The organism is Streptomyces lasalocidi, assembly GCF_005280215.1.
Classification (GTDB): Bacteria; Actinomycetota; Actinomycetes; order Streptomycetales; family Streptomycetaceae; genus Streptomyces; species Streptomyces longwoodensis.
The window spans coordinates 3,075,541-3,097,744 of record NZ_SZNQ01000001.1; the positions used below are offsets into that span (position 1 = coordinate 3,075,541).

Sequence of the window (22,204 nt, forward strand, 5' to 3'; positions counted from 1 at the left end):
GGATTGCGGACGTTTTGTTCACGGGGCGCGGTGCACGGCCGGTCGGAATGGAAACCGTATTCCACCATGCGAGAGGATACGAGACCCGATCGGCCAAAAGAAAGAGACCCACGTCACGAAGGACGTGGGTCTCTCGACGGTCAAGTGGCACCGACCCGCCATGCTCGCCTCGCGGCAAGTGGTCGCTCGTAGCGACGAAGGTTGGGCCCGGGGGCTTGGATCGGGCCGGTGCCACACCCAGGCTAACAAACGGATGGCGCACACCCATTCCCGTCCGGGAGGTTCACCGGAAACAGTCCGGACGGGCTACCGGCGTCAGTCCCTCAGCAGGTCCGGAACACCCTGTGCGTCCGGTTCGTCCCGGTCCCCCGAGACGACCGTGAGCTGCTGGGTGGCCCGGGTCAGCGCGACGTACAGCACGCGCAGGCCCGCCGGGGACTCGTCCGCGATCTCCGCGGGCGAGACGACCACGGTCGCGTCGTACTCCAGGCCCTTGGCCTCCAGGCTGCCGAGCGCCACCACCCGGTCGCCGAGCCCGGCGAGCCAGCGCCGGGCCTCCTCGCGCCGGTTCATGGCGACGACCACGCCGACTGTGCCCTCGACCCGCTCCAGCAGCCGCTCGGCCTCCGCCCGCACGGTCTCGCCCAGCGCCTCCCGCACGACCGCGAACCGCGGCACCACGCCCGTCGAGCGGACCGCCGACGGCGACTCGGCGCCCGGCATGGCCAGGGCCAGCACCTTCGCGGCCAGCTCGGCGATCTCGGCCGGGTTGCGGTAGTTCACCGTCAGCCGGAAGCGGCGCCGGGGCCGGGTGCCCAGGGCCTCGTCGCGGGCCGCGGCCGCCTCGTCCGGGTCGGACCAGGACGACTGCGCCGGGTCGCCGACGACTGTCCAGGTGGCGTGCCGGCCGCGGCGGCCGACCATGCGCCACTGCATCGGCGTGAGGTCCTGCGCCTCGTCGACGATCACGTGGGCGTACTCGGTGCGCTCCTGGGCCAGCCGCTCGGCCCGCTCGCGCTGCGACTCCTCGCGCACCGGCATCAGCTCCTCCAGGCCGGTGAGCTGGTCCAGCGGGTCCAGTTCACGCTTCCGGCGCGGGCGCGCCGGGACGCCGAGGACCGCCTGGAGCTCGTCGAGCAGGGCGATGTCGTGCACGGAGTACCCGTCCCGCTTGAGCGACCGGGCGACCTTGCGGACCTCGCCGGGGTTGAGGACCCGGCGCGCCCAGCGGCCCAGGCGGCGCTCGTCGGCCATGGCGGCCAGCACGCCCCTGGGGGTCAGTTCCGGCCACCAGGCGTCGAGGAACTCCGTGAAGGAGTCCTCGGAGGTGATGTCGTCGTCGAAGGAGGAGCGCAGCTCGGCGGCCAGCTCCGGGTCGGACTGCCGGCCGGCGGCCCCCGACTGCTCCCACAGCGCGTCGAGCAGCAGCTTGCGGGCGCGCGGGCGCAGCAGGTTGACCGGGGCGGTGCCGCCGAGGGCCGTGCGGCGGACGCGGTCCAGGGCGGCGGCGTCCAGTTCGAGGCGCCGCCCGAAGGCGACGACCCGCAGCCTGGTGGGCGGACCGGCGGCGCCCGGCGTGCCGGTCGCCCCGCTCCCGTCGTCGCCGTCGAGGGTGAGCTGCCCGGTGGGCGCGCCGGCGCCGCGGCCCAGCTCCAGCGCTCCCCGGGCCGCCCTGCGCAGCACCTTGAGCATCCGCGACGAGCCCTTGGCGCGGGCCACCGCGGGCGAGTCGTACAGCGTGGCCTCGGCGCCCACGGCGTCCACGGCCAGCGAGCCGATCGCGCGGATCGCGACCTGGCCCTCCTCGCCGAGGGAGGGCAGGACGCCCTCGGTGTAGGCGACCAGCAGCGGCGTCGGCGACACGATCAGGATGCCGCCCGCGTACCGGCGCCGGTCCTGGTAGAGCAGGTAGGCGGCGCGGTGCAGCGCCACGGCCGTCTTGCCGGTGCCGGGGCCGCCCTCGACGTACGTCACGGACGCGGCGGGGGCACGGATGACCAGGTCCTGCTCGGCCTGGATGGAGGCCACGATGTCGCGCATGGTGTGGCCGCGGGCCTGACCGAGGGCGGCCATCAGGGCGCCGTCACCGATGACGGGCAGCTCCCGGCCGTCGAGGAAGGCGGTCAGCTCGGGCCGCATGAGGTCGTCCTCGACACCGAGGACGCGGCGGCCCTTGGAGCGGATGACCCGGCGGCGCACGACCCGGCCGGGGTCCACGGGCGTGGACCGGTAGAACGGCGCGGCGGCCGGGGCCCGCCAGTCGATGACCAGCGGGGCGTAGTCCTGGTCGAGGACGCCGATCCGGCCGATGTGCAGGGTCTCGGCGATGTCGGCGGTGCCGTCGGACCGTACCGCGCCCTCGGCCGGCTCGACGGCCGTGTAGGCGCCGTCGGGACCCTTCTTGCCGTCCCTGCCCGGCAGCAGGTCGATCCGGCCGAAGAGGAAGTCCTCGAACTCGTTGTTGAGCCGGTTGAGGTGGATGCCGGCGCGGAAGACCTGGGCGTCCCGCTCGGCGAGCGCGCCGGGCGTGCCGACCTGGCCGCGCTGCGCCGCGTCGTTCATGAGGAACTCGGCCTCGTGGATCTTCTCCGCGAGCCGCCGGTACACCCGGTCCAGGTGTTCCTGTTCCCCGCTGATCTCTCGGTCGCGCACGGAGTCGTGCTCGCCCCGGACCGAGTCGACCGCGTTGTCCTGCTGAGCCTGAGCGGCCACCGGGCCCCCTTCTGACGTGCTGGGCAGCCGTCAACCGTACGCGAAGGGGGCCGGTGCGCGGAAGCTACGCGTCGATCTGGAGGAGCTTCTTGCCGTCGAAGGTCATGACCTCGAAGTGGTCGATGTCGTTCACCGGCATCGACACGCCGCCCTGGACGTACAGCGGCTGCTTGGCCTGGTCGGTCTTGGCGTTGGGGATGCCGTACCCCCACTCGGGCACCGACCAGGACGAGGCGGTCTCGCGCTCGCCGTTCTTGCCGACGGCGATGAGGGAGCACTTCTGCGGCCCGGTGACGTTCTTCAGTTCGACGACGGTCTCGGTGCCCCACGCCTTGTCCTGGAGCGCCACGGTGCCGGTGACCTTGGTGCCCGCGTCGGTGGCGGTGAGCTTGTCGCCGATCGTGTGGAACACCGACCGCGCGGGGTTGCTGGCGCTCGCCACGGGCGTCCCGCCGCCGCCGTCGTCGCCGCCGGTCACCGCGACCGCGGTGAGCGGACCGCCGATGATCAGCGCCGCCGCGGCCGCGACCATGTAGAAGGAGCGCCGACGCTTCTGGGCGCGCCGCTCGGCCACCTCGTCGACCAGCCGTTCCGCCAGCCGTGGGCTGGGCCGGGCGGACAGGGACTCACCGATCGCGGGCGTGCCGGAACCGGGCAGGTCCGCGAGCGCGGCGAGCATGGGCTCCATCCCGGCCAGCTCGTCGAGCTGCTGGGCGCACCACTCGCAGCCGGCGAGGTGGGCCTCGAAAGCGGTTGCTTCGGCGTCGTCGAGGATCCCGAGGGCGTACGCGCCGACGGTCTCGTGCTCGCTCGGACTCGGAGATCCGTGCATCGATCCCTGCATGGGACCAGACATACCCGAACCACCTGTGCCGTATCCCCCGTACATGCTCATCACGCCGTCACCCCCCGCTCCTCCAGTGCCAGCTTCATCGACCGCAGGGCGTAGAACACCCGGGAGCGGACGGTGCCGCTGGGTATGCCCAGGGTTTCGGCCGCCTCGTTGACCGTACGCCCCTTGAAATAGGTCTCGACGAGCACCTCCCGGTGGGCCGGGGTCAGGTCGTCCAGCGCGTCCGACAGGGTCATCAACCACAGCGCCTTGTCGATCTCGTCCTCCGCGGGGATGACCTCCAGCGGCGACGGGTCGACCTCCTGCGGCCGGGCCTGCCGGCTGCGGTGGCCGTCGATGACGATGCGGCGCGCGACCGTCACCAGCCAGGGGCGTACCGATCCGGTCGCCCGATTGAGCTGACCGGCGTTCTTCCAGGCACGGATGAGCGTTTCCTGCACGACGTCCTCGGCGCGCTGCCGGTCTCCGGCGACCAGTCGCAGGACATACGCAAGGAGGGGGCCGGCGTGCTCCCGGTAGAGGGCGCGCATCAGCTCCTCGTCAGGTTCCGAGGACTGGGACATGCGATGTCGGGCCCTCGATCCACGTTCATTGGCCACGGCCGCATCCTTGCGCACGCCCACCTCCGGTGTCCGGGGGTTCCCCCAGTCGGTCGCTCCCCCACCGGTACGGATGTGAGCTGCGGGGTGTTCAAACCTGAGCGACAGATTTCTTCGGGGTGTCATGACGAGGGGGACATGAACGCACATTCCCCCACCGGATCCTTTACAGATCCGCCACACCGACAAGATCGGGCGGGCTGACCGTGACGTGCCGGGGGCAAACGGGGTGTAAGCGAGATCACTCCGCGGCCCGGCGGGGACGAAGCGGCCGATCAGCGGCATGCCCGACGTGTCGGACGCTCCGCCTCCGCTTGTCAGCCGCGCGTGACGGCGGTGCGCCGGCGGTGCCGGGCGACCCGCTCGCGGTTCCCACAGACCTCGCTGGAGCACCAGCGTCTGCGGCGGCCGCGGGACGTGTCGACGTACACCAGCGGGCAGTTGTCCCCCGCGCACTGCCGCAGCGCGGCCCGCGCGACCGGGTCGGTGAGCAGCTCGACCGCGTCCCGCGCGACCACGGCGAGCAGGGCGGCACAGTCCGGCGCCGCGTCCAACCGCCGTACGAGGGTGCCGTCTTCACCGCGTACGGCACGGGGGGCCGGGGTGGCGGCGCGGGCGAGGTCGTTGAGGCGGGCCAGGGCCGGGGACAGGGCGGGGGCCGCGGGGGCGCCGTGGTCCGGGGCCAGGCAGGCGTGGACCAACTGCCGGACGCATCCGCGCAGTTCCCGGAACGCCGTCACCCACGACAGGTCCGCCGAGGGCAGGAGGGTGCCCTGCGGGACGAGTCCCGAGGCGGTGATCCAGGCGCACAACGGGGGAAGGGAGTGCAGCCGTTCGAGGGGGTGCGCGGTCGCCAGCAGATCGAGACAGAGGCGCCCCGCGTCGAACCGCTGCTCGTGCGGGGCCGTGGCCGTACCCGGTGCCATGTGCCTGTCACCGCCTAGGTAGGAGCAGATCCCCCCGCTGTCGTCGTTCCCCCCTCTCACAGTGCCCGCCCGGGAGTACGGCCGGAAGTCCCCGGGCGGCGCGGGGTGGGCTCCGCGCGGCGTGGAGGTGGACGCGCGCGTATGCGGGCGCGCGTCCGGGCGATGGGCCGAGGGCCGGGGCGGGAGTTGGCTTGAGGACATGAGCGAGGAGACGAGCACACCGACGCACACGACGACACCCACGCCGAGGGCCCGTGGCACGGCCACGACGAGGACCGGAGGCACGTCCGGGACGCGGACGGGCACCGCGGCCGGGGGCGTCCTGCTCGCCGGCACCGTGGCCGCGGGCCTGGTGGCCGGCACCTACTACGCCTTCGCCTGCGCGGTGATGCCCGCGCTCGCCCGCGGCGACGACCGGACGTACGTGGAGGTGATGCGCGCGGTCAACGACGTGATCCAGAACCCGGTGTTCTTCACGGCGTTCTTCGGGGCGCCCCTGCTGACGGGCGTGTCGGCGTGGCGCCTGCGCGGCACCGAGGGACGCGGCTGGATCTGGGCGGGCTTCCTGGCCTGCGCGCTCGCCTTCCTGGTGACGGTCGCCTGCAACGTCCCCCTGAACGACGCCCTGACCCGCCCCGGCGCCCCGCACACCCTGCGGGAGCGGTTCGAGGACCCCTGGGTGGCGTGGAACGCGGTGCGGACGGTGGTGTCGACGGTGGCGGTGGGGTGCCTGGGGCGGGGGTTGTGGGTGGTGGGGCGGCGGTGACGGGCGGCCCCGGTGCCGGGCCCTCACCTCGCCCGGCAGCCCTCGCCCCGCCCCTCCCGGGACCCGACTCCCCCCGCCCCCGGCACCCCTCCCCCCGCCCCCGACTCCTCTCACCCCGCCCCCCGCCCGAGTGAGAGCAACGTTCCCTCGCGGTCACCCGTGGGCACAGGGGCGAAACGCGGGGTGCCTACCTTCGGGGCCCAGGAGCGCTCATCCCCCCGCACCACCTGAGTCCCGCAGCACCGTGGAGGCGTCATGACAGCCCCGAGCACAGCCCCCGCACCTCCCTCCGGCCCGCGCAGGGGCGGGCGTTGGATCGAGCACTGGGATCCGGAGGACGAGGTCTTCTGGAACACCACCGGCGAGCGGATCGCCCGCCGCAACCTGTTCTTCTCCGTCCTGTCCGAGCACATCGGGTTCTCCATCTGGACCCTGTGGTCGGTGCTGGTGCTCTTCATGGGGCCGGAGTACGGGCTGACCCCCGCCGACAAGTTCCTGCTGACGTCGATGGTCACGCTCGTCGGGGCCGTCGTACGGGTGCCGTACACCTTCGCCGTCGCGGTCTTCGGCGGGCGGAACTGGACGGTCATCTCCGCCGGTCTGCTGCTGGTGCCCACCGTCGCGGCCTTCGCGGTGATGGAACCGGGGACGTCCTTCTCGACGTTCCTGCTGGTCGGCCTGCTGGCCGGGGTCGGCGGCGGCAACTTCGCCTCCTCCATGACCAACATCAACGCCTACTTCCCGCTGCGCAAGAAGGGCTGGGCGCTCGGCCTGAACGCCGGCGGCGGCAACATCGGCGTCCCCGTCATCCAGCTGATCGCCCTCGCCATCATCGGCGCGGGCGGCGGTCCGCGCGTGCTGCTCGGCATCTACATCCCGCTGATCCTCCTCGCCGCGCTGCTCGCCTTCCGCTTCATGGACAACCTGGAGAAGGTCAGGAACGACACCGGCGCCGCCAAGAACGCGGCGCGCGACGGGCACACCTGGATCATGGCGTTCCTGTACGTGGGGACGTTCGGGTCGTTCATCGGCTACAGCTTCGCCTTCGGGCAGGTGCTCACCAACCAGTTCGGGCGTACGCCGCTGCAGGCCGCGTACCTCACCTTCATCGGCCCGCTGCTCGGCTCCCTGATCCGCCCGGTCGGCGGCCGGCTCGCCGACCGCTGGGGCGGGGCCCGCATCAGCCTGTACACCTACGTCGGCATGGGCGCCGCGACCGCCGTCCTGGTGTACGCCAGCCAGCAGAAGTCGCTGGGGCTGTTCGTGCCGGTCTTCGTGGTGCTGTTCGTGCTCAGCGGGCTCGGCAACGGGTCGACGTTCAAGATGATCCCCGGCATCTTCCACACCAAGGCCCTCGCCCGGGGCCTGACGGGCGAGGCGGCCGCGGCGTACGGGCGGCGGCTGTCCGGCGCGTCCATGGGCCTGATCGGCGCGGTCGGCGCGCTCGGCGGCGTCGGCATCAACCTCGCCTTCCGCCAGTCCTTCCTCTCCTACGGCTCCGGCACCGGCGCGTTCGTCGCCTTCCTCGCCTTCTACGCCGCCTGCTTCGCCGTCACCTGGGCCGTATACCTTCGCAAGCCGTCCGCCGCGACGCGTGCGGCGACGACCGCAGCCGAGGAGGAGCCGCAGCTCAGCTACGCGGAGGTGTGACCCGCCGGCCGGGGTGTGACGTAACACCGGCGACATCGAGCCGAACCGAGCCTGTCACGCGCCGTTGACAGGCTCGATCGGCATGCGGGCACTGCGGCACTGCGGCATCCTCCTGGTGTCCGCGGCACGACGACCACTGGAATGCGGGACGACGCCATGTACGAGGAACAGCAGCGACCGGACCACGGGCCCCTGGCCGGCTTCACCGTGGGCGTGACGGCCGCGCGCCGGGCCGACGAACTGGGGGCCCTGCTCCAGCGGCGCGGCGCGGCCGTCCTGCACGCCCCCGCCCTGCGGATCGTGCCGCTCGCCGACGACGGGGAGCTGCTCGCGGCGACCCAGCAGCTCATCGACCGGGCGCCGGACGTGGTCGTGGCCACGACCGCCATCGGCTTCCGCGGCTGGATCGAGGCCGCCGACGGCTGGGGGCTCGGCGAGTCCCTGCTGGCCCGGCTGCGCGCGGTCGAACTGCTGGCCCGCGGGCCCAAGGTCAAGGGCGCGGTACGGGCCGCCGGGCTGACCGAGGAGTGGTCGCCGTCCAGCGAGTCGCTGGCGGAGGTGCTCGACCGGCTCCTGGAGGAGGGCGTCGACGGCCGCCGCATCGCCGTCCAGCTGCACGGGGAGCCGCTGCCCGGGTTCGTGGAGGCGCTGCGGGAGGGCGGCGCCGAGGTGGTGGGCGTGCCCGTGTACCGGTGGATGCCGCCGGAGGACATCGCGCCGCTGGACCGGCTGCTGGACGCCACGGTGGCGCGCGGCCTGGACGCGGTCACCTTCACCAGCGCACCCGCGGCGGCCTCCCTGCTGTCCCGGGCGGAGGAACGGGGCCTGCTGACCGGTCTGCTGGCCGCGTTCCACCACGACGTGGTGCCCGCCTGCGTGGGACCGGTCACCGCACTGCCGCTCCAGGCGCGCGGCGTGGACACCGTGCAGCCGGACCGCTTCCGCCTCGGCCCGCTGGTGCAGCTGCTCTGCCAGGAACTCCCCTCCCGGGCCCGCGCGTTGCCGGTGGCCGGCCACCACATGGAGATCCGCGGCCACGCGGTCCTCCTCGACGGCGAGCTCAAGCCGGTCCCCCCGGCCGGCATGTCCCTGCTGCGGGCCCTGTCCCGCCGCCCCGGCTGGGTCGTCCCGCGCGCCGACCTGCTGCGCGCCCTGCCCGGCGCGGGCCGCGACGAACACGCCGTGGAGACGGCGATGGCCCGCCTGCGCACGGCCCTGGGCTCCCCGAAGCTGATCCAGACGGTGGTCAAACGCGGCTACCGCCTGGCCCTGGACCCGGCCACGGACGCGAAGTACGCGGGGGCGTGAGGACTCGGCGCGCCGGGGCGTGGGGGCGTGGTGCGCTGGGGCGTGGGGGGCGCGGCATGCCGGGACCTGGGGGCGCGGTGCGCTGGGGCGTGGGCGTGGCACGCCGGGGCCCTGGGGCTCGGCGCGCTCGAGCGCAAGGACCGGGCGCGCCCGGGCGGGGGGCGCGGCGCGCCGGGGTGTGGGGGCGCGGCACGCTGGGGCCCAGGGGGTCGGCGCGCCCGGATGTGGGGCCGCGGCACGCCGGAACCCGGGGGCTCGGAGCGCCCGAGCGCAAGGACCGGGCGCGCCCGAGCGCAAGGACCGGGCGCGCCCGAGCGCAAGGGCCGGGCGCGCCCGGGCGGGGGCCGACGTACTCGGGTCGGTCTGAGTATCCGCGCCCTGTTCCCCGGACCGGGCCCGCGGGAGTCTGGCCGCATGAGCCAAGGACTTCTGAGACCCGTGCCCCGGCTGTTCCCGGCCCTGGTCCTCGCCGGGGTGTCGTTCGCGTTGTGGGCCGCCTGGCTGGGGTGGGACCAGCAGCGGGACGTGCAGCCCGACGGGTCGACCACCGGGCCGTACGAGGCGTGGCAGGTCGGGGGGCTCGTGCTGAGCCTGCTGGTGCCCGTGTACTGGGCCGCGTCCCGGCACCACGTGGCCGCGGCCGTCACCGGCACGACCGTCGGACTGACCCTCGCCGCCTACGGGGACTGGTCCGACGACGCCAGCGGCCTGTTCATGGTGGGCGTCACCCTGGTCATGCTGGGCAGCCTCGCCGCCACGGCCGCCGTGTCGGCGGTGATCCGCGCGGCGAGGCGGGCATGAGGGCGGCGCGCGCCACGGGCGCGGCGGCCGGTGCGCCGCGCGGTGCGTCACGTGCGGACGGGAGCCAGGTCCCTGTCCATGGCCGGGATCCATCCCGTGGCGGGTACCCGCAGCCATGACCTCTCGGCCGTGAGCCGCGCCGCCGCCCGCCGCAGTGCGTCGAGGCCAGGGTGGACCAGCCCCTTGCGCCAGACCAGCGAGACCGGGGACAGCGGCACCGGGTCGACGAGCGGCCTGAGCACGGTGCCGGGCAGGGCCGGGAACCCCACCACCACGAGGACCGGGTCGCCGGACTTCTCGATGATGCGGCGGAACTCCTCGTCACCGATGGCGAGCGGCGCGGGCGGCGCCACCTCGATGCCGCGGCCCTCGAACAGCCGGTGGGCGAGGTCCGTCCACTCCCGGGTGCGCGGGTTCCCGGCGCCCGCGTACACCCGGTCCCCGGCGAGCGCGTCCAGCGGCACCTCCTCCAGCGCGGCCAGCCGGTGGTGGTCGGGCAGCAGGACGGCCATCGGCTCGTGGCGCACGGGCTGGTGGTCCAGCGCGGCCCGCAGCGCCGGGTCCAGGCCCGCGTAACGGCCGAACGACGCGTCGAGCCGGCCGGCCGCGATCTCGGCCGCGGCCCAGGTCAGCCCGCTCTCGAAGCGGGCCATCAGCTCCAGCTCCGGGGCGAGTTCGCGGGCCAGGTGCAGCACCGCGCGGCCGGTGACCAGGCCCGGCGAGTTGAGGTCCACCAGCAGCGGGCGGGCCTGCCGGAACGCCGCGAGCAGGTCGTCCTGCGCCGCCAGCGCCCGGCGCGCGTACGGCACCAGCCGCTCGCCGTCCGGCGTCAGCGTGACCTGGCGGGTGGTCCGCAGGAACAGGTCCGCGCCCAACTCCCGCTCCAGCCGCCGTACATCGCGGCTGAGGGCCTGCTGGGCGATGTACAGGCGGGCCGCGGCGCGGGTGAAGTGCAGCTCCTCGGCGACGGCGAGGAAGGCGCGCAGCAGACGGGGGTCGAGGTGGGCGGGTGTCCCGGACATCCCGCGAATTTACAACGCGGGTGTGTCAATCGGTGCGAGAGAGGTGTTGGACCCGGTGATCACCCCGGCCCGAGCCTGGGGACATGCCACAGTCGATGCGGCGGGACCAGCCGGCCCGCACACCGTCCCGCCCCTTCCCCACCCTCACCGCCGACACCCTGGTCACCGTCGACTTCCGCCCCCGCGCGACCCGTCCGCCGGGCCCCTACCGGCGGCTGCTCGCCCGGCCGGGCGCCCGCGCCTTCGTCGCGGGCAACCTGATCGCCCGGCTGCCCGCGGGCATGTTCGGGATGAGCACCATCGTGATGATCGCCGGCACCCGCGGCTCGTACGCCCTGGCCGGGGCCGTCGGCGCGACCGGGCTGGCGGCGTCCGCGCTGGCCGGGCCGTGGGTCGCGCGGCTCGTCGACCGACACGGACAGGCCCGGGTCGCGGTGCCGGCCACGCTGTGCGTGGTGCTCGGCAGCCTGGCGCTGGTGCTGTGCGTGCACTACGGGGCGCCGGACTGGACCCTGTTCGCCGCGTACGCCACGACCGCGACCACGCCGAACACCGGGGGCATGGCCCGGGCCCGCTGGGCGCACCTGCTGGACGGGGACGCGGCCGCCCTGCACACGGCGAACTCCTTCGAGCAGGCCGTGGACGAGCTGTGCTACATGCTGGGCCCGGTGCTCGCGGCCTTCCTGTGCACGGCGGTCGCCCCGGAGGCGGGGCTGCTGGTGGCGGCGTCACTGCTGCTGGTGGGCATCCTGCTGTTCGCGGCGCAGCGGGCGACCGAGCCGCCGCCGCGCCCGGCGGACCGCGCGTCGGCCCCGCCGCTGCGGGCCGCGGGGGTGCCGCCGCTGCTGGTGGGGTTCCTGGCGACGGGCGCGGTGTTCGGCTCCATGGAGGTCGTCACCGTCGCCTACGCCGACGCGCTCGGCCACCGGGGCGCGGCCGGGGTGGTGCTGATGCTCCAGGCGGCCGGTTCGTGCGCGGCCGGCCTGCTGTACGGCGCGCTGAAGCCGGCCGGCCCGGCCGAGCGGCGCCTGCCGTGGTGCCTGCTGGCGATGACGGTGCTGATGGGCCTGCCCTGGCTGAGCGCCCGTACCGCGGGCTCGCTGCCGCTGCTGGCGCTCGCGCTGCTGGTGGCGGGCATGGCGACCGCGCCGACGATGGTCACCGCGATGACCGTGCTCCAGGGCCGGGTGCCCGCGGGGCGGCTGAACGAGGGGCTGAGCCTGATGGTCACCGCGCTGCTCGCGGGGATCGCGTGCGGCTCGGCGAGCGGCGGCTGGATCGTCGAACACGCCGCGCCGACCACGGGATTCGTGGTGCCGGTGGCGGCCGCGGGGGTGGCGTTCGTGATCGGCTCGGCGCGGGCCGTGCGGCGCGCCGCCTGAATCGCCGGGGACACGACGAAGGCCCGGTGGCGGGTGCCACCGGGCCTTCTCATGGGGAGTGGAGATGGCGGGAATCGAACCCGCGTCCAACGGTGCGGAATCAGGGCTTCTCCGTGTGCAGTCCGCTGCGCTTTTCTCAGCCCCGGAGATCATGCGGACAAGTCTCCGACGGGCTCAGTCACTGTTGGATTTCCCTCTTCACCCCGTGACCGGGATCGAGGTTTAGTTCCCTAGCTGATGCCAGGAACCGGGTCGGGAACAGCCCCGGGCTGACACTCCCTTGAGTAAGGGGGCAGTTCGCTCGCTACCTGATCAGGCAGCGAGGGCGAACTGCTCCGCCTTGGGAGAATCGCTCTTGATAGTGGCGATTATTTTTTTCGGCCTGTGGTTTACGAGATCATGGCCGCTTCCTCGACACGCTTCCCCTGCTTCGACAGCCGCTGTCGAAACCGATCATCCCCATGTTGATTTTTCAATCCGCGCACCCGCTGTGAGGTGCAGGTGCCATCGTACGTGACCAACGTCCGTCGATGCCACCGTATTCCCCCGAGGCGGGCAGCCTACGCGCGCTGCTTGCGGCGGACGGCCGACATCGCGCGGTCGGCCTCGCGGCGGTCCTGCTTCTCCCGCAGGGTCTGGCGCTTGTCGTACTCCTTCTTGCCCTTGGCCAGCGCGATCTCCACCTTGGCCCGGCCGTCCTTGAAGTACAGCGCCAGGGGCACGATGGTGTGGCCCGTCTCCTGCACCTTGGACTCCAGCTTGTCGATCTCCTCGCGGTGCAGCAGCAGCTTGCGCTTGCGGCGCGCGCTGTGGTTGGTCCAGGTGCCCTGGCTGTACTCCGGCACGTGCACGTTGTACAGCCACGCCTCGTGCCCGTCGAGCTGCACGAAGCCGTCCACGAGCGAGGCCCGCCCCTGGCGCAGCGACTTCACCTCGGTCCCCATGAGCACCAGGCCGGCCTCGTAGGTGTCGATGACGAGGTAGTCGTGCCGCGCCTTCTTGTTCTGGGCGATCAGCTTGCGCCCTTTTTCCTTAGCCATAGTGCCGACCATTTTCGCACTACGCGGGGGGCGGACGGGAAGCCATTAACCACCAGGTGGGCGCGCGGCCCGGCGGAGCGGCCCGGCGGGGGCTACTCGCCCAGGCCGCCGAGGACCGTCTCGGCCCTGCGCAGGGCGTCGCGGTCGGCCTCCAGGTCCGGGGCGATGCCCCGGCCGTCGACCGTCCGCCCCGAGGGGGTCCGGTAGTGGCCGACGGTCAGCTCGGCGACCGAGCCGTCGGGCAGCCGGCTCGGCATCTGCACCGAGCCCTTGCCGAAGGTGCGCGACCCCACCACGACCGCCCGGCCCCGGTCCTTCAGGGCGCCGGTCAGCAGCTCGGCGGCACTCATCGTGCCGCCGTCCACGACCGCCACCAGCGGCCGGGCGGTGTCCCCGCCGCCCTCGGCGTGCAGGGCGCGCTGCTCGCCGTCCACGTCGTAGGTGGCGACCAGGCCGCCGTCGAGGAACGCGGACGCACTGGTCACGGCCTCGGTGACCAGGCCGCCGGGGTTGCCGCGCAGGTCCAGCACGATCCCCTCGCCGGCCGGGGCCCGGTGCACCGCGGTGCGCACGGTGTCGCCGACGCCCTTGGTGAACGCGGCGATCCTGATCACGGTGACGCCCCCGGCGAGCCGCTGCACGGTGACCGAGTCGGTCGACAGGCGGGCCCGGCGCAGCGTCTCGCGCCACGCGCGCGTACCGCGCTCCAGACCGAGGGTGACCGTCGTACCGGCCGCCTCGCTCGTCGCGTCGCCGCGCAGCAGGGAGACGACCTCGGTGACCGGCAGCCCGTCCACGGCCCGCCCGTCGATGCTGCGCAGCCGGTCGCCCGTGCGGATCCCCGCGGCGGCCGCCGGCGAACCGCCCTGCACCTTGGTGACCTCGATGCGGCCGTCCCGCTCGCGCCGCGCCCACAGGCCGACGCCGGTGTAGCGGCCGTCGAGGGCGTCCTCGAACTCCTCGTACTCGCCCGGGGAGTAGACGGCGCCCCAGCGGTCCCCGCTGCGGCTGACGGCCCGCTCGGCGGCCTCCGTGGGGGACTTGCCCTCGGCCATGGCCTCGGCGGCGGCCCGGGCGACCGCGTCGTGGCGGCTGTCCGGCGCGGCGGCCGGCCGCGAACTCCCCGCCGCCTGCGGCCCGTCGGCGTCACCGGGCAGCGACCCGGTGGCGGCGCCGGCGACCAGCACACTGGCGAACACCAAGGTCAGGGCGGCCCCGCGGCCGAAGCGGCGGGGCTGACAGAACAGGTCACGACCTGACATGGCGGTGAGTCTAGGCGAACGCGCGGGGCCGAACGGCGTCTTGTCCGTGCAGTCCCTTTTGGTGTGCGTCACACCTTCAGGTACTTGCGCAACGCGAAGAACGCGGCCAACGCGGGCATCAGCAGACTCGTCGCGAGGATCAGCGGAAGCTTCGTCAACACGGCGTCCCAGCCGATGAAGTTGATGAGGTTCAGCTTCTGCGACAGCGCGAGGCCGTGGTCGATGATGAAGTACCGCGCGACCACCAGGAATCCGCAGGCGACCCCGCCGCCGATGAGCCCGGCGACCGCCGCCTCCGCGATGAACGGCGCCTGGATGTAGAAGCCCGAGGCGCCGACCAGGCGCATGATCCCCGTCTCGCGCCGCCGGCTGAACGCCGAGACGCGCACGGTGTTGACGATCAGCATCAGCGCGACGACCAGCATCAGCGCCATCACCATCCGCGCGGCCCAGTTCATGCCGTTGAGCAGCCCGAAGAGGTTGTCCAGGATGCCCTTCTGGTCCTGCACCGACTGCACGCCGTCCCGCCCGTCGAAGGCGGTCGCGATGACCTGGTACTTCTCCGGGTCCTTCAGCTTGATCCGGTACGACTCCTGCATCTGGTCCGGGGTGAGCGAACTGGCCAGCGGGGAGTCGCCGAACTGCTGCTTGTAGTGCTTGTACGCCTCGTCCTGCGACTCGTAGGTGACCGTGTCGACCACGGCCATCTTCTTGAGGTCGGTGAGGATCTCCTTCTTCTGGTCCTCGGTGACCGCGCCCTTGGCGCAGTTGGGGTCGGACTCGGCGTCGCTCTTGTTGCAGAGGAAGACCGAGACGTTGACCTTGTCGTACCAGTAGCCCTTCATGGTGTTGACCTGGTCGCTCATCAGGAGCGACCCGCCGAACAGCGCGAGCGACAGGGCGACGGAGACGATGACGGCGAAGGTCATCGTGAGGTTGCGGCGGAGTCCGACACCGATCTCGGACAGAACGAACTGGGCGCGCATGGCGGCGGGTCAAACCTTTCCGTGGAACGCGTGCGAGGAGCCGGGCGGTCTCAGTGCTGGTAGCCGTAGACGCCGCGCGCCTGGTCGCGGACGAGGCGGCCCTGCTCCAGCTCGATGACGCGCTTGCGCATCTGGTCCACGATGTTCTGGTCGTGCGTGGCCATCACCACGGTGGTGCCGGTCCGGTTGATCCGGTCCAGCAGCTTCATGATGCCGACCGAGGTCTGCGGGTCGAGGTTGCCGGTGGGCTCGTCGGCGATCAGCAGCTTCGGCCGGTTGACGAAGGCCCGCGCGATGGCCACGCGCTGCTGCTCACCGCCGGACAGCTCGCCCGGCATCCGGTCCTCCTTGCCGCCGAGCCCGACCAGGTCGAGCACCTGCGGCACGGACTTGCGGATCTCGCCCCGGGACTTGCCGATCACCTCCTGCGCGAAGGCCACGTTCTCCGCGACCGTCTTGTTCGGCAGCAGGCGGAAGTCCTGGAACACGGTCCCCAGCTGGCGGCGCATCTGCGGCACCTTCCAGTTGGAGAGGCGCGCGAGGTCCTTGCCCAGGACGTGCACCTGGCCGTGGCTGCACCGCTCCTCGCGGAGGACCAGCCGCAGGAAGGTGGACTTGCCGGAGCCCGAGGACCCCACGAGGAACACGAACTCGCCCTTCTCCACCTCGAGGGAGACATCCCTGAGCGCGGGTCGGGTCTGCTTGGGGTAGACCTTGGAGACGTTGTCGAATCGGATCACGGTGCACCACGGGTCGCCGGGGGTAGATGAGCGTGACCATACGCGAACCGGGTGCGCGAGCGCAGGCGCCGTACGGGGTTGGGGCGTGCTTGTGCGGTTTTGTACGGCGCCCCGCGGGGAAAGGGGCCGCCGCCTTCGTCCGGCACCCCAGAGCGCGTCGAGCGGGAACCTGGCACAGTGGGAGGGGAACGTTCGCGTTTCCGTGAGCGTTGTACCGAGCAGAAACCGGGTGCGAGGAGGGCGAGGCGCATGACGTACGACCGGCTGGTGTGCGCGAACTGCGCGGCGCCCGTGAGCGAGGGCCGGTGCCCCGTGTGCCGCGCGAACCGCGAGCGGTTGCAACAGGAGAGCTTTCTGGCGGGCCTGAATCCGGCGGCCCTGATCGCGCTGCTGGCGGTGCTGGTGGCGGCGCTGGCGCTGCTGGCCCACCAGACCGCGTAGCCCGACCCCACAGACGGCAAGAGGCCCGGAGCTAGCGCTCCGGGCCTCTTCCTGTCACTTCCTGTCACGTCCTGTCACGCCCGCACGGTCCGTGCGGCCGTGGCTACCGTCAGGCAGCGGCTCCGCCGCGGCCCGCGACCAGGCGCGGGAGGATGCGGAAGCCGACGCCGCCGGCGATCATCGTCGCGGCGCCGATGACCAGGAAGGTGGTCTCCCCGGCACCGGTCTCGGCGAGCTCCTTGCCACCGCCCTGGGCGGTGGCGTCGGCGGCCGTGGCGTCCGAGGTGTCGGTCAGCGCGGAGCTCCCGGCCTCCTGGGCGGAGGTGCCGTCGGGGGTGGTGCCGGAACCGGTCGAGCCGGTCGAGCCGCTGGCGGCGCCACCGGAGGTGGAGGAGTCGCCACCCGAGGTGCCGTTGCCACCCGAGTTCGCGCTGCTGCCCGAGGTGCCGGCGCCGCCCGAGTTGGAGTTGCCGCCCGAGGTGTTGCCACCCGAAGTGCTGTTGCCGCCCGCGTTGCCGTTGCCACCCGAGTTCGCGTTACCGCCCGAGTTGCCGTTGCCGTTCGAGCCGCCGTTGCCGTTCCCGCCGTTGTCGGAGGAACCGCCGGACGTCGTGGTCGAGCTGGAGGAGTCGTTCCCGCCGGACGTCGTGGTCGAGCTGGAGGAGTCGTCCCCGCCCGAGGTCGTGGTGGAGCTGGAGTCGTCGCCACCGGACGTCGTGGTGGAGCTGGAGTCGTCGCCGCCCGAGGTCGTGGTCGAGCTGGAGTCGTCACCGCCGGACGTCGTGGTCGAGCTGGAGTCGTCGCCGCCGATGGACGTCGTGGTCGTCGTCGACGCGTCGGTGCAGACCCCGATCGGGCACGGGTCGTCCTGCGTCTGCGTGGTGACGTCGGTGGTGTCGCCCGTCGAGACGAGGCCGTCGGAACCGTTGGCCTGCGCCACGCCCGCGACCGTCAGCGAGGCGCCCGCGGCGATCACGGCGCCCGCGGCGATGCGCGCGATGCGGACGCGCGTCTTGTTGGTCATAAGGCTGCTACCCCCAGTAGCTGATCGTCGAAGAGGCCGCGCTCGGGGCCGTGATCGACGGAGGTAGCGAGATGATGCGAAGCCCCCCGGTTCACATGCGCCCCAAAGATACGCATGCCACGCTTCACCCTTACGAGTTTTCACAGCAGCGTCAAGGCCGTTGCGCGCGCAATGTCCCCCCTGCGTACGCAATGGCCGGTTCTTGAGGCTGTGAGTGTGACGTAAAACCCAGACATAAGCCAACCGCCCCTGGATCAGGGGCGGTTGGCTTGTCGACAAAGTTACTTCTCGCGCTGCTTGCGCCAGCGAATGCCGGCCTCGAGGAACCCGTCGATCTCGCCGTTGAACACGGCCTCGGGGTTGCCCACTTCGAACTCGGTGCGCAGGTCCTTGACCATCTGGTACGGGTGCAGGACGTACGAACGCATCTGGTTGCCCCAGGAGTTGCCGCCATCGCCCTTGAGCGCGTCCATCTTGGCCTGCTCCTCGTGCCGGCGCCGCTCGAGCAGCTTGGCCTGGAGGACGTTCATCGCGGTGGCCTTGTTCTGGATCTGCGACCGCTCGTTCTGGCAGGAGACGACGATGCCGGTCGGCAGGTGCGTGATGCGCACCGCCGAGTCGGTGGTGTTGACGCCCTGGCCGCCGGGACCGGAGGACCGGTAGACGTCGATGCGCAGCTCGGACTCGTCGATCTCGACGTGGTCGGACTGCTCGACGACGGGCAGGACCTCCACGCCGGCGAACGACGTCTGGCGGCGCCCCTGGTTGTCGAAGGGGGAGATCCGCACCAGGCGGTGGGTGCCCTGCTCGACCGAGAGGGTGCCGTAGGCGTACGGCACCTGCACGGCGAAGGTGGTCGACTTGATGCCGGCCTCCTCCGCGTACGAGGTCTCGATGAGCTCGGTCTTGTAGCCCTTCTGCTCCGCCCAGCGCAGGTACATCCGCTGCAGCTTCTCGGCGAAGTCGGCGGCGTCGACGCCACCGGCCTCGGCGCGGATGTTCACCAGGGCCTCGCGGGAGTCGTACTCACCGCTCAGCAGCGTCCGGACCTCCATCTCGTCCAGGGCCTTCTTGACGGCGGCGAGCTCGGACTCGGCCTCGGCGCGGGTGTCCGGGTCGTCCTCCTCCTCGGCCATCTCGAAGAGCACGGCGAGATCGTCGATCCGCGAGCGCAGCGCTTCGGTCTTCCTCACCTCCGCCTGGAGGTGGGACAGCTTGCTGGTGATCTTCTGCGCCTCGTCCGGGTTGTCCCACAGGGACGGCGCGGCCGCCTGCTCCTCGAGCACGGCGATGTCTGCCCTCAGCTTGTCGAGGTCCAGAACGGCCTCGATCGACTCCATGGTCGAGGAGAGGGACTTGAGCTCTTCGGATACGTCGACGACTGCCACACCCCCAGCGTAACGGCTCCGCCCGGCGGGAAGCGCCGGTGGCGGCCGGGAGGCCGGGTGGGGGCAGTGACCCGGAGGTCAGGGGGCAGGGGTCAGGGGGCGGACGGGGCGGAGCCGGCCGACGAGGGCGGCTTGGAGGGGCTCGCGTCGGCGTCGTCGCCGGAGGTGGCGAGCCAGGTGCCGACGCCCGCCGCGGCGAGCAGGACCACCGCGGCCGCAGCGAGGACCAGGCGGCGCCGTCGCGTGGTGGCGCGGTTGCGGGCCGAGCCGGGGCGGGGGGCACCCGCCGCCCGGGGGACGCGGGCGGTGCCGTGGGCCCCGCCGGCCAGCTCGTCGGGGGCGGGCACCCGCATCGAGGTGTGGGTGTCGCGGTTGGAGTCGGGCTTGGCACCGGGCACCAGGGGCACCGCGCCGCGCCGCGCGCGTGCGGCGGGCTCCGCGGCCGGGGCGCCGGGGGCGCCGGGTGCCGGGGCCGCCTCGGGCTCGTCGTCCGTCTCGGTGTCCGGCTCATCCACGTCCAGCGGCGGCATCCCGGTGAGCGTCGGCAGCTGCTCGCGCAGCCGTGCCGCGAGCTCGGAGGCGCGCAGCCGGGAGGCGGGCGCCTTGGCGAGGCACTGGACGATCAGCTGCCACAGCTCGTCCGGGATGCCGGGCAGGGGCGCGACGCTCTCGGTGACGTGCCGGCGCAGCACCGCGCCGGGGTGGCCGCCGCCGAACGGCGTGAAGCCCGCCAGCAGCTCGTACAGCACGGTGGCCAGGGCGTAGATGTCGACGGCCGCGCGGGGCGGCAGGCCCTCGACGATCTCGGGGGCGAGGTAGTCCGGGGTGCCGATGATCTTCGTGGCGCGGGTGCGCTTGGGAGTGTCGATGAGCTTCGCCACGCCGAAGTCGGTCAGCAGGGCGCGGTGCGAGCCGCCGGGGCCCAGCGGGCCCTGCATGTCGAGCAGCACGTTCTCCGGCTTGACGTCGCGGTGGACGACCCCGGCCGCGTGGGCCGCCGCCAGTCCCTCGGCGACGTCGGCGGTGATCGCCACGGCCGCTTCGGGGGCGAGCCGACGGTCCCGGTCCAGCCGGGTGCGCAGGTCGGTGCCGCGGACCAGGTCCATCACCAGGGCCAGGTCGTTGCCGTCGACGACGAGGTCGCGCACCGAGACGACGTTGGGGTGGTCCAGGCCCAGCAGGGCGGTGCGCTCCTGGACGAAGCGGCCCACCAGCTCCTCGTCGGACGCGAGGTCCTCGCGCAGCAGCTTGATGGCGACGGGCCCCTCGGGTCCCTCGCCCAGCCACACCGTGCCGGCGCTGCCCCGCCCCAGGATCTGGTGGGCGGTGTACCGGCTGCCGATCTTCCGTGCCAAGGCTGCTCCTACGTACGCGTGTTGCCGACAAAGCTACGCGTCCGAAGAGCCAACCTTCACTCCGGCGGCGGAAATCACCCGCCGGATGTCGACAAATCCCCAGAGTCGCCCCCGTTGTTACCGGGCGTACCGGACTACTGGGAGGAACCGCTGCTGCCGAGGTCGCCGATCCAGCCGGTGACGGTGTCGAACCAGTCGCCGAGCTGCTGCCAGTAGCCCTTGCCGGTGCCGATCCAGTCCTGGAGCGGGGTGAACTCCCAGACCATCCAGCCGGCCACGAGCAGGATGACGATCGTGAACAGGCAGCCCTTGAGGCAGCCGAGGCCGGGGATCTTCATCGGGTTGGCGCTGCGCCGGCGCGGCTCGCGCGGCTCCGGGGCCGGCCGCTGGGGCCGCTGCGGCTGGGGCGTGGGCGGCGGGGCGTACCGCTGGGGCTGCTGGTGCTGCGGCGGCGCGTACGGCTGCGGCTGCTGCTGGCGGCCGTAGCCCTGCTGCGGGCGCTGCTGGGGCTGCGGGCGCGGCTGCTGCTGCGGGCGGGCCACCTGGCGCTGCGGGCGGCGGCGCAGCGGGTCCTCGCCGGGGTCGAGGTACTGGATCTGGGTCTGCTCGTTGCGGTCGCGGGCGGCCCGCAGCTGGGTCTGCCAGGGGTGCGGCTGCTCGGGCGGCTGCCCGTCCTGGCCCGGCCGGCCGGGCGGCACCGGCGGCATCACGGCCGTCGGGTCGGCCGCGCCGGTGTGCGGCAGGACCGCGGTGGGGTCCGCGGCGCCCGCGGGCGGCTGCGCGCCGGTGTGCGGCAGCACGCTGGTCGCGGCGTTGGGGTCGTACCCGCCCGCCGGTCCGGCCGCCGAGCCGTGCGGCAGCACCTGGGTGGGGTCGGCGAGGCCGCCCGCGTCCGGCACCGCGGCGGGCGCCGGGTCGGGGGCGAGGACGTGGCCGACGCCCTCGGCGGCGGCGATCTGCATCGAGTTCGCGTGGACCCCGACGCCCTCGGCGACGATGCGCAGCCCGCGGGCGAGGTTCTGGGCGCTCGGCCGCTCGGCCGGGTTCTTGCGCAGGCAGCGCTCGATGACCGTCCACAGCGGGTCGGGCACGGTCGACGGGCGGCGCGGCTCGGCGCTCAGGTGCTGGTGCAGCACTTCCAGGGCGGATCCGCCGGAGAACGGCGGACGGCCGGTGACCAGCTCGTACAGCAGGATGCCGGCGCCGTAGACGTCGACGGCGGAGGTCTGCGGGCGGCCCTCGGCGGATTCCGGGGCCACGTACGCGGGCGTGCCGACGAACTCGCTGGTGCGGGTCAGGCCCGGGGAGTCGGCGAGGCGGGCGATGCCGAAGTCGGTCAGCATCGGGTGCATCTCGCCGCCGCCCTGGCGCAGCAGCACGTTCGCCGGCTTCAGGTCGCGGTGGACGACGCCGTCGGCGTGGCTCGCGGCCAGCGCGTCGGCGACCTGGGCGGTCAGCAGGGCGGCGCCGACGGGCGTGAAGGGGCCGTTCTGGCGCAGGTAGCGGTGCAGGTCGGGGCCGTCGACGAGGTCCATGACCAGGGCGAGCAGATCGCCCTCGACGACCAGGTCGCGCACCCGGACGATGTTGGGGTGGGTGAGCCGCAGCAGTACCGAGCGCTCGCGCAGGAACCGCATCACGACGTCGGGGTCGCTCGCCAGCTCCTCCTTGAGGACCTTGATCGCGACCGTCTCGCCGGGCTGGCCCGGCACGGCCGCCTCGGCGCCCGCGGTCTCGCGCTGACGGGCTCGCCACACGGTCCCCGTGGCGCCGCGCCCCAACGGCTCCTCAAGGAGGTACTTGCTCCCTACCGGCCGCACGTCATGCGCTCCCTGCTGCTTGCCTACATTCCGACCCACTGTAGTGCCGCGGTCGGCGCCACCGGCCTGTCCGCGGCGTGCCGCCCGGTGTTCCGCACCCGTTCCGCGTCCCCCGGGGGCTCCGTGCGT

The 22,204-nt window shown here is 73.1% G+C and carries 19 protein-coding genes and 1 other RNA gene; 6 read left to right on the plus strand and 14 right to left on the minus strand.

The window, feature by feature from the left end:
* Positions 1–315: 315 nt before the first annotated feature.
* The 4 genes from E4U91_RS13680 to E4U91_RS13695 form a co-directional block, all read right to left on the minus strand.
* Positions 316–2,712 (minus strand): HelD family protein, encoded by a 2,397-nt coding sequence (locus E4U91_RS13680; RefSeq protein ID WP_137307116.1) that lies wholly within the window; start codon positions 2,710–2,712, stop codon positions 316–318.
* Positions 2,713–2,776: 64 nt separating this feature from the next.
* A complete protein-coding gene (locus tag E4U91_RS13685) occupies positions 2,777–3,607 on the minus strand; it encodes an anti-sigma factor family protein (protein WP_137307117.1) in 831 nt (276 codons plus the stop codon).
* Complete coding sequence (locus tag E4U91_RS13690) at positions 3,607–4,128, minus strand: sigma-70 family RNA polymerase sigma factor (RefSeq protein WP_019056398.1); 522 nt, start codon at positions 4,126–4,128, stop codon at positions 3,607–3,609. Before E4U91_RS13690 ends, E4U91_RS13685 begins: the two co-directional genes overlap by 1 nt.
* A 353-nt stretch (positions 4,129–4,481) precedes the next feature.
* Positions 4,482–5,090 carry a CGNR zinc finger domain-containing protein gene (locus tag E4U91_RS13695; RefSeq protein ID WP_137307119.1) on the minus strand — a complete coding sequence of 203 codons (609 nt, stop codon included), beginning with the start codon at positions 5,088–5,090 and terminating at the stop codon, positions 4,482–4,484.
* A 199-nt stretch (positions 5,091–5,289) separates the two neighbouring features.
* Between E4U91_RS13695 and E4U91_RS13700 the strand changes: the two genes are divergently transcribed.
* The 4 genes from E4U91_RS13700 (at position 5,290) to E4U91_RS13715 (ending at position 9,615) form a co-directional block, all read left to right on the plus strand.
* Positions 5,290–5,856, plus strand: a complete 567-nt coding sequence (locus E4U91_RS13700) for an anthrone oxygenase family protein (RefSeq protein WP_137307120.1) — start codon at positions 5,290–5,292, stop codon at positions 5,854–5,856.
* A gap of 255 nt (positions 5,857–6,111) precedes the next feature.
* Positions 6,112–7,506, plus strand: a complete 1,395-nt coding sequence (locus tag E4U91_RS13705) for a nitrate/nitrite transporter (protein WP_137307121.1) — start codon at positions 6,112–6,114, stop codon at positions 7,504–7,506.
* 156 nt (positions 7,507–7,662) lie between these two features.
* Positions 7,663–8,814: a uroporphyrinogen-III synthase gene (locus E4U91_RS13710; RefSeq protein ID WP_137310807.1), complete on the plus strand. Its 1,152-nt coding sequence runs from the start codon at positions 7,663–7,665 to the stop codon at positions 8,812–8,814.
* Positions 8,815–9,228: 414 nt separating this feature from the next.
* On the plus strand, positions 9,229–9,615 hold the full coding sequence (locus E4U91_RS13715) for a hypothetical protein (protein WP_137307122.1): 387 nt from the start codon (positions 9,229–9,231) through the stop codon (positions 9,613–9,615).
* Between the two features lie 47 nt (positions 9,616–9,662).
* Here E4U91_RS13715 and E4U91_RS13720 read toward each other — a convergent pair whose 3' ends face one another.
* Entirely contained in the window at positions 9,663–10,637 is a 975-nt protein-coding gene (locus tag E4U91_RS13720) for a LysR family transcriptional regulator (protein ID WP_137307123.1), read from the minus strand.
* Positions 10,638–10,720: 83 nt separating this feature from the next.
* Here E4U91_RS13720 and E4U91_RS13725 point away from each other — a divergent pair, with 83 nt between their 5' ends.
* A complete protein-coding gene (locus tag E4U91_RS13725) occupies positions 10,721–12,019 on the plus strand; it encodes an MFS transporter (RefSeq protein WP_241678579.1) in 1,299 nt (432 codons plus the stop codon).
* Between the two features lie 56 nt (positions 12,020–12,075).
* Here the strand turns inward: E4U91_RS13725 and ssrA are convergent.
* From ssrA to ftsE, 5 genes are all read right to left on the minus strand, one after another.
* Positions 12,076–12,480, minus strand: a transfer-messenger RNA (tmRNA) gene (ssrA, locus tag E4U91_RS13730).
* A gap of 99 nt (positions 12,481–12,579) precedes the next feature.
* Positions 12,580–13,059, minus strand: coding sequence for an SsrA-binding protein SmpB (smpB, locus tag E4U91_RS13735; RefSeq protein ID WP_137307124.1), 480 nt, complete (start codon positions 13,057–13,059; stop codon positions 12,580–12,582).
* 92 nt (positions 13,060–13,151) lie between these two features.
* On the minus strand, positions 13,152–14,321 hold the full coding sequence (locus E4U91_RS13740) for a S41 family peptidase (protein WP_137307125.1): 1,170 nt from the start codon (positions 14,319–14,321) through the stop codon (positions 13,152–13,154).
* 68 nt (positions 14,322–14,389) lie between these two features.
* On the minus strand, positions 14,390–15,307 hold the full coding sequence (ftsX, locus tag E4U91_RS13745) for a permease-like cell division protein FtsX (protein ID WP_137301462.1): 918 nt from the start codon (positions 15,305–15,307) through the stop codon (positions 14,390–14,392).
* A gap of 50 nt (positions 15,308–15,357) precedes the next feature.
* The gene (gene ftsE, locus E4U91_RS13750; RefSeq protein WP_137307126.1) at positions 15,358–16,047 is read right to left on the minus strand and encodes a cell division ATP-binding protein FtsE; all 690 of its coding nucleotides are present in this window, start codon (positions 16,045–16,047) and stop codon (positions 15,358–15,360) included.
* Positions 16,048–16,296: 249 nt separating this feature from the next.
* Between ftsE and E4U91_RS13755 the strand changes: the two genes are divergently transcribed.
* Entirely contained in the window at positions 16,297–16,488 is a 192-nt protein-coding gene (locus tag E4U91_RS13755; RefSeq protein ID WP_137307127.1) for a hypothetical protein, read from the plus strand.
* A gap of 109 nt (positions 16,489–16,597) precedes the next feature.
* Here the strand turns inward: E4U91_RS13755 and E4U91_RS13760 are convergent, their stop codons facing one another.
* From E4U91_RS13760 to E4U91_RS13775, 4 genes are all read right to left on the minus strand, one after another.
* On the minus strand, positions 16,598–17,512 hold the full coding sequence (locus E4U91_RS13760) for a hypothetical protein (protein ID WP_137307128.1): 915 nt from the start codon (positions 17,510–17,512) through the stop codon (positions 16,598–16,600).
* 281 nt (positions 17,513–17,793) lie between these two features.
* Positions 17,794–18,900: a peptide chain release factor 2 gene (gene prfB / locus E4U91_RS13765; protein WP_137307129.1), complete on the minus strand. Its 1,107-nt coding sequence runs from the start codon at positions 18,898–18,900 to the stop codon at positions 17,794–17,796.
* 92 nt (positions 18,901–18,992) lie between these two features.
* Positions 18,993–20,255, minus strand: coding sequence for a serine/threonine-protein kinase (locus tag E4U91_RS13770; protein ID WP_137307130.1), 1,263 nt, complete (start codon positions 20,253–20,255; stop codon positions 18,993–18,995).
* Between the two features lie 134 nt (positions 20,256–20,389).
* Entirely contained in the window at positions 20,390–22,075 is a 1,686-nt protein-coding gene (locus E4U91_RS13775; protein WP_137307131.1) for a serine/threonine-protein kinase, read from the minus strand.
* Positions 22,076–22,204: the final 129 nt, after the last annotated feature.

Excerpts from the sequence above, each read along its gene's own strand:
- E4U91_RS13685 (WP_137307117.1), bottom strand. The coding sequence starts at position 3,607 with ATGAGCATGTACGGGGGATACGGCACAGGTGGTTCGGGTATGTCTGGT.
- E4U91_RS13690 (WP_019056398.1), bottom strand. The coding sequence starts at position 4,128 with ATGTCCCAGTCCTCGGAACCTGACGAGGAGCTGATGCGCGCCCTCTAC.
- E4U91_RS13695 (WP_137307119.1), bottom strand. The coding sequence starts at position 5,090 with ATGGCACCGGGTACGGCCACGGCCCCGCACGAGCAGCGGTTCGACGCG.
- E4U91_RS13700 (WP_137307120.1), top strand. The coding sequence starts at position 5,290 with ATGAGCGAGGAGACGAGCACACCGACGCACACGACGACACCCACGCCG.
- E4U91_RS13705 (WP_137307121.1), top strand. The coding sequence starts at position 6,112 with ATGACAGCCCCGAGCACAGCCCCCGCACCTCCCTCCGGCCCGCGCAGG.
- E4U91_RS13710 (WP_137310807.1), top strand. The coding sequence starts at position 7,663 with ATGTACGAGGAACAGCAGCGACCGGACCACGGGCCCCTGGCCGGCTTC.
- E4U91_RS13715 (WP_137307122.1), top strand. The coding sequence starts at position 9,229 with ATGAGCCAAGGACTTCTGAGACCCGTGCCCCGGCTGTTCCCGGCCCTG.
- E4U91_RS13720 (WP_137307123.1), bottom strand. The coding sequence starts at position 10,637 with ATGTCCGGGACACCCGCCCACCTCGACCCCCGTCTGCTGCGCGCCTTC.
- E4U91_RS13725 (WP_241678579.1), top strand. The coding sequence starts at position 10,721 with ATGCCACAGTCGATGCGGCGGGACCAGCCGGCCCGCACACCGTCCCGC.
- smpB (WP_137307124.1), bottom strand. The coding sequence starts at position 13,059 with ATGGCTAAGGAAAAAGGGCGCAAGCTGATCGCCCAGAACAAGAAGGCG.
- E4U91_RS13740 (WP_137307125.1), bottom strand. The coding sequence starts at position 14,321 with ATGTCAGGTCGTGACCTGTTCTGTCAGCCCCGCCGCTTCGGCCGCGGG.
- ftsX (WP_137301462.1), bottom strand. The coding sequence starts at position 15,307 with ATGCGCGCCCAGTTCGTTCTGTCCGAGATCGGTGTCGGACTCCGCCGC.
- E4U91_RS13755 (WP_137307127.1), top strand. The coding sequence starts at position 16,297 with ATGACGTACGACCGGCTGGTGTGCGCGAACTGCGCGGCGCCCGTGAGC.
- E4U91_RS13760 (WP_137307128.1), bottom strand. The coding sequence starts at position 17,512 with ATGACCAACAAGACGCGCGTCCGCATCGCGCGCATCGCCGCGGGCGCC.